The sequence below is a fragment of the Mycobacterium sp. THU-M104 genome, from assembly GCF_049197365.1.
GTDB lineage: Bacteria > Actinomycetota > Actinomycetes > Mycobacteriales > Mycobacteriaceae > Mycobacterium.
The window spans coordinates 1-6726 of record NZ_JBMIOP010000270.1; the positions used below are offsets into that span (position 1 = coordinate 1).

At 66.3% G+C, this 6726-nt stretch carries 4 protein-coding genes; all 4 read left to right on the forward strand.

What is annotated here, in order from left to right:
• The first annotated feature begins 39 nt into the window (after window positions 1-39).
• Genes ACOJVU_RS19470 through ACOJVU_RS19485 form a run of 4 tightly spaced genes read left to right on the forward strand, consistent with a single transcriptional unit; the run spans window position 40 to window position 6635 of the window.
• Window positions 40-582: an FcoT family thioesterase gene (locus ACOJVU_RS19470; protein ID WP_421531278.1), complete on the forward strand. Its 543-nt coding sequence runs from the start codon at window positions 40-42 to the stop codon at window positions 580-582.
• A 27-nt stretch (window positions 583-609) separates the two neighbouring features.
• The gene (gene fadD10 / locus ACOJVU_RS19475) at window positions 610-2199 is read left to right on the forward strand and encodes a fatty acid--CoA ligase FadD10 (RefSeq protein WP_421531276.1); all 1590 of its coding nucleotides are present in this window, start codon (window positions 610-612) and stop codon (window positions 2197-2199) included.
• 4 nt (window positions 2200-2203) lie between these two features.
• A complete protein-coding gene (locus tag ACOJVU_RS19480; protein ID WP_421531279.1) occupies window positions 2204-2437 on the forward strand; it encodes an acyl carrier protein in 234 nt (77 codons plus the stop codon).
• A complete protein-coding gene (locus ACOJVU_RS19485) occupies window positions 2424-6635 on the forward strand; it encodes an AMP-binding protein (RefSeq protein ID WP_421531277.1) in 4212 nt (1403 codons plus the stop codon). The genes ACOJVU_RS19480 and ACOJVU_RS19485 overlap by 14 nt, the downstream gene beginning before the upstream one ends.
• Window positions 6636-6726: the final 91 nt, after the last annotated feature.

Genomic DNA, 6726 nt, shown 5'->3' on the forward strand with positions numbered 1-6726 from the left:
CCAGCGGAGAACCGGCGACGTTCCATACTTGCGACTCCAATTCGGCTCGGCCTCAACAATAGTCAAGGCGTTGTCCGAAAGTCGCCGGGCGGGTCAGAGGATCTGCTCGGTAGGGTCCTCGAACCGTATTCCTCCAAGGGCTCTCGCTATCTCATCGATGCCACCTACCGGGCCACCGCCGACTCGGTGCTGGCCTACGGGAATTTCACCATTGCCGAGTCCGCCTACATCCGCAGCACAGGACACTTCAACGCGGCAGAACTGATCTTGTGCTTCAACCAACTCGCGTACAGCGCATTCGCTCCGGCCGTTCTCAACGAACAGATTCCGGAGCTCCGGGGCTGGTCGATCGTCGACTATCTGGACAACCAGCTGGCCAACATGTTGATCAAGTCCACGTCCTCGCGGTTTCGCGGTCCGATCAACGCTCAATGCTTCTCGGCCCGCCTGTGGTGTAACGATTTCCAGGTCATCGAGCGGACAGTGCGTTACCTACTGGTGCCCTGCGCCATCGAGTTCTGGGACGAACACGGCGGTGCGGCGTCGGCCCAGGTCGAGCTCGTAGTCCTCAACATCCCCTGACCCGCGCACAGCAAGGAGATTTTCGCCATGTCACAGTCAGCGCCCAACGTGCTGCACCGGGTCATCGAGCAAGCGCGGCGACATCCCGACGCCATCGCGCTGCGCCGCTGTGACGGCACGAGCACGCTGCGGTACGGCGAGCTGATCGCCGAAGTCGATACGCTGGCAACGACTCTGCGTTCGTCTGCGGTCACCCGCGGCTCCCGGGTCCTGGTCCTTTCCGACAACGGTCCCGAAACCTACCTCTCGGTGATGGCCTGCGCGCGGCTGGGGGCAATCGCCGTCGTGGCGGACGGCGGGCTGCCGCCCGCAACCCTCGATCGGTTCTGCCAGATCACCGAACTGAGTGCGATCCTCATCTGTCCCGGTTGCAGAACCAATTGGTTTTCTCCTCCTGGGCCGGCGTGCCCGCTACCGGCGATCCCCGTAGAGATCGCCGCAGGGGCACGTCGTTTGACCCCGCCGAACGAAACCTTCCCCCGCGCTGGCGAATCGAGCGCCGACGATCCGCTGGCGATGATCTTCACCAGCGGTACGACCGGTGAACCCAAGGCGGTGCTGCTGGCCCACCGCACCTTCTTCGCCATCCCCGACATCCTGCAGGACGAGAACCTGGACTGGATCACCTGGGTTGGCGGCGAGACCACGTATTCGCCGCTTCCGGCCACGCACATCGGCGGGCTGTGGTGGATTCTCACCTGCTTGATGCACGGCGCGGAGTGCATCACCGGCGGTGAGGACACCATATCGCTGACGGAGATCCTCAACGCCAACGAGGTCGCGTCGACGTGTCTGGTCCCGACACTGGTGTCCAGGCTTGTCGCCGAAATGAAATCCACCGACGCGATCGTACCCACCCTGCGGTTCCTCGGTTACGGGGGTTCGCGGGCGGTCGCGGCCGATATCCAATTCGTCGAAGCCGCCGGGATCCGCACCGCACAGGTCTACGGCCTGAGTGAAACAGGCTGCACCGCAATGTGCCTGCCGACCGATGCGGGCTCCGTCGCAAAGATCGAGGCGGGCGCGGTGGGACGCCCGTATCCGGGCGTGGGTGTCTTTCTGGCTGCCGCCGGCGAACGGCCTTGCACCGGCGTCGCGGACCCGTCCGCCTCATTCGGTACGTTGTGGGTCAAGTCCCCGGCGAACATGCTGGGCTACTGGAACGATCCCGAACGCACCCGGGATGTTCTGGTGCAGGGGTGGGTCAACACCGGCGATCTGCTGGAGCGCCGCGAGGACGGCTTCTTCTACATCAAGGGGCGATCGTCGGAGATGATTATCTCCGGCGGGGTGAATGTCGCGCCTGACGAGGTCGATCGCATCGCGCACGGGGTAGCGGGCGTGCGCGATGCCGCGTGTTACGAGATACCGGACGCCGATTTCGGGGCCCTGGTGGGGCTGGCCGTCGTCCCCGCGCAGGATCTGGCGGAGCCCGACATCCGCACGCTCAAACAGGCGCTTGCCGCGCGCTACCGGAACGAGTCGGAATCGATGGCGCGTCCGTCGGTCATCGAGATCGTGGCGGACATCCCACGGACCCAGTCCGGCAAGGTCATGCGGGCGTCACTGACCGCGACGCTGAACGGAGTCAAAGCCGAAGCGGCCGTGCGTGGCTGAGTACGTGCGGGACAAGATCATGACCGCCCTGTGCGCGGTCCTGTACATCGACGAGGCGGATCTCGCGGACGGTGACGTGACCGATCTTCGCGACCTCGGCCTGGATTCTGTTCGCTTCGTACTGCTGATGAAGCAGCTCGGTGTCGACCGGGAGTCCGAGGTACCCAAGCGGTTGTCGGAGAGCCTGTCCGTTGCGGGCTGGGTGCGCGAACTGGAGAACCTGCGTGACTTCGCCTGACGACGACCACGCGCACGATGAACGCCCGCAAAGCGTGCGGCTGAGCAGATCCCAGCACAACCTCTACAACGGGGTGTTGCAGAACGCCGATCCTGCGTTGTACCTCATCGGCAAGAGTTACCGATTCCACCCGTTGGAACTATCGCGATTCCTGGCCGCACTGGAAGTCACGATCCTCGCAAATCCCTTGCAGCTCTGCGTGCTGCAGGATACCGCGGCGGGCACCGGCTATCCGGAGCTGACCCTCCGGCTGCAACCCGGAGACCTCGTACGCCTGACGGCCGACGGCGAGCATTCAGGCGGCGGGGAACTCATGTCCAGCTGGTTGTCGGGCTTGCTCGGCAAACCGTTGGTCCGCTACACCGTGCGAACCGATGAGAACGGCCAGGTGTCAAGCCTCCACGTCCACGCCCACCACATCCTGCTCGACGGCGGGGCGACGGGCATCATTGAGGCGGACCTGGCGCGGCACCTCGCCGCTGCCAGCGTGACCGAGGTGCCCTGCGTCAGTGCGGGTCTGACCGCGTTAGCCCGGGCACACCGCCGCGAGACGGACAAGGTCGAGGAAGCGCTGCGCGACGTCGTCCCCGCCGTGCAACGCGATCTGTCCGACGAAGCACGACACGGCAGGCCGCGAATCGGCACTGACGACTCCCCCGCCACGGCCGCCAGAGGGGTCATGCGCGAAGCCGTGCAGGTCAGCGGTGACGCCTTCGAAGCGCTCCGTGCCTTCTCGGAAGCCAAGCAGGTCCCGCTTAACGTGCTGGCGGCTGCAGCTGCCGTCGCGGTGGACGCCAGCATTCGTCAGAGCACTGAGGGGCTGCTCGTGCACACGGTGGACAACCGTTTCGGGGACCGGGACCTTAACGTGGCGACTTGCCTGGTCAACTCGGTCGCACATTCGTTCCGATTCGCGTCGTTCGCGTCGGTAGGCGATGTCGTCGGCGCGCTCGACCGAAGCTACGTCAAAGCCGCACGGCGCCGGTGGCTTCGCGAGGAACATTTTCGGCGCATGTGGTTGGCAATCAACCGGACCACGCGTGTCGCGGCGTTGACGGTCAATTTCATCCGCGAGCCGTGCGCCCCGGAAATGCGGCCGTTCCTGTTTGAAGCACCCACCGCGACGGCTATCGGTCCGGTCGAGGGTCTCACCGTGGCGTACGTACTCGACGAAAGCGGGCGTACCCTCGACTGCGCGATCTGGAACCGGGCCGATCTGCCCGATGCGAACGCACCCGCCGGAATCGCTGCACGCCTCGCCGCAGCGCTAGCGTTGCTGCCCGCGCTGTGGGATCGGCCGATCGCCGCGATCGTCGACGAATGGTTCGCCATCGGCCCGGACGGGTCGCGCAGGCTGCGCGACGGCGCCTGCTTTTCTTGGCAAACGCCACTCGCGGCATGGTTTCTCGACACCGGCGGCGTCCCCCGGTTTCTTGGCGCGCGCCGCCACGTGCACCCGTGGGTCGCCTGGCTGGTGCGCAACGACGTCGCACCCGGTGATGTGCTGGTGTTCGCCGACGAGAACACGGACAAAACCGTCGACCTGCTTTTCGCGTGCCATCTCGCTGGCTGCGGCTACAGCGTGTGCGACACCGTCGACGAGTTGCCAAGGCGCGCAGGCGTGATTGGCGACCACACGGCTGGTGGCGCGGCGCACGTGGTCGACGTGGCCGCCACCGCGCTCGCACCGGTCTCCGCTGGCGAAACCGTGCTCGTCGCCGCACGGATCGAGGAAATCAGGCGAGACCCCACCCTCGCCGGCAGAACGGCGTACATCATGCCGACCTCGGGCACGACCGGCCAGCCCAAACTCGTCCCGGTCTCGCACGGTTCGCTCGCCGCGTTCTGCGACGCGGCCCGCCGCGCCTACGGCTGGGGAGCATCGGACACCATCCTGCAGTGCGCCCCGTTGACGTCGGACATCAGCGTCGAAGAGATCTTCGTCGCCGCGATCAGCGGAGCGGGGCTGTTCCGATCCACCGCGACCAGGCGTGGCGACTTGAACGCGCTGGCAAACGAACTGGTCGAGCGGCAAGCCACCATCGTCGACCTGCCGACCGCCATCTGGCATCTGTTGTGCCAGGACGCCGCGGCGATCGATACCCTCCGCCGTTCACACCTGCGGCAGATCGTCGTCGGCGGTGAACCGATCCGCTCCGGTACCGTGGCCTCCTGGCTCGCTTGCTCGATCGCGGAGTCCATCTCGCTCGTCTCAACCTACGGGCCGACGGAAGCGACCGTCGTCGCTACCCAGTTGCCGATCGCGAAGGGCAAAGCGGGCGTCGCCGACGGCAACCGGCTCAGGCTCGGCAGACCGCTGATACCGGACACGGTGTTCGTCGCATTCGGGGAGATCGTCATCGTCGGTGATCTGGTCTCCCGCGGCTACCTCGAGACCGCTGACCCGAGTTTCGGCACGGTGCTCACCGCGCGGGGACTGCGACGTCGCGCTTTCGCCACCGCCGATCGTGCGGCTTTCGACACCGACGGCTTTGCCGCCTTCGCCGGGCGTAAAGACGCGCTCGTCAAGATCTCCGGCAGGCGGGTCGACACGGCCGAGGTGGGCAGGCGCATCCGCGAGGATCCGGTCATCTGCGACGCCGCGGTCGAGGTGCACGACGGCAGCCTCGGGGTGTGGTTCGAAACGCAGCGCACTCGCGACGGCCACGAGGACGTCGCCATCGCGGCTCGAATCCGGCGCATCCTCGTGAACCTGAAGGTACCGTCGTTCTTCGTCATTGGACTGCCGGCTATTCCACGAAAGCCCAACGGCAAGATCGACGGCGACAGGCTGCGGAAGACTACCGATCTCGTGGACACCACGTGCCGCGACGCCGACTCGGATGAGCGGGCGGCCGGATTGGCGGACCTCTGGAGCCGACACCTCGCGAGGCCTGTGGGGACAGACACCTCGCTGCTCGACGAGGGCATCGGCTCGTTGGACCTCATCCGAATCCTCCCGCCCACTCGCGAGTACCTGGGCCGACACCTCACCATTTTCGACCTGATCGGCGCCGACACCGCCGCCAATCTGGTCTCAGACCTGGATTCCGATGCGCCGGCAGCCGAGGGAGGGCCGGACGCCGCGACCGCCTCAGAGACAGAGCGCGATCTAGCGCGGGTGCTGCACCCGCGCCCCAACCTCGTTGCGCGCCAACGTGGGCGGTCGATCCTGGTGCTGGGCGCGTCGGGGATTCTCGGAACCGGATTCGCCCGGGCTGTCGTCGAACTGAAGCGTGCCGGACTGCTTCGCCCGGAGGTAGTGCTGGCGACCAGGGCCGCACTGCCCGAACGTGGTTCGTGGGCGGAGCTCCGCAGCGTCGAGGGCGTGCGAGTCCACCAACTCCCTGCGCGGTTCGCCCCAGCAGACCTGGATGCCCTGCTCGGCAGCTGCGCCCCCGCAACAGTGGTGAACTGCATCGGGAACACCAGCGTCCTGTCGCCGTACCGCGACCTTCGCCCGGCCAACGTGGATTTGGTCGCCGCCGCAGTCGACGCGTGCGCACACCACAGTGCGCGACTGGTGCATCTGTCGACGTTCGTCGTCAATGCCGATGTCTCCGTAGCCCGCGTCACCGACCCCCGCCACGCGCCGTACCCCTACGCGGCGTCGAAGGCACTCGCCGAGTTGGCGGTGGCCGGGTCGCCGCAGGGGCTCGATTTCACGATTGTGCGACTGCCGCGCGTCCTCGGTGAGGGACACCAATCACTCGATGCGGCAGATGTTTTGGTCTCGGTTGTCGATGCATGCGTCGCGTCGGGCGCCTACCCCGCCGTGACGTTGACCGAAGAAGTCACCACAGCCTGGGCAGCCGCGACAGCAATCCTCGGGCTGTTGCCGGAGTCGCCGGGACCGCACGAACTGGGACGCGGCATCACCGTCGTCCGCGGCGAGGAGGTCTCGTATGCGGAGCTGCTCGGCGAGTACTCGCTCGACGAACTCGAGATCACGGACTGGAGACTCAGGCTCGACCAGAGCGATTGGGCGAGGGAGAATCCGCGCCGGTGGGCGGTGGTCGACGCCTGGGTGAGCCTGGGCATGCGGCTGGGCGGGCGCCACTACGCTGAGTACCTTGCCGACCTTCCAACCATCGCCCTTGCAGTCGATTCTGTGGCCGAGGTTGCCGCGACCCCGCATTCGGTCCGGTCCTTACTGGCGCAAGACGTGCTGGCGTCATCGAAAAACGCCGACAGCTAGTGGTCTCGCCCGTAAGTTCGTCGGGGGTTGTTACCAGACGCCGCTGGTGCCGAGTCTGCGCTGGCGGCGTCGAGACTGTGCTCAGCGCTAC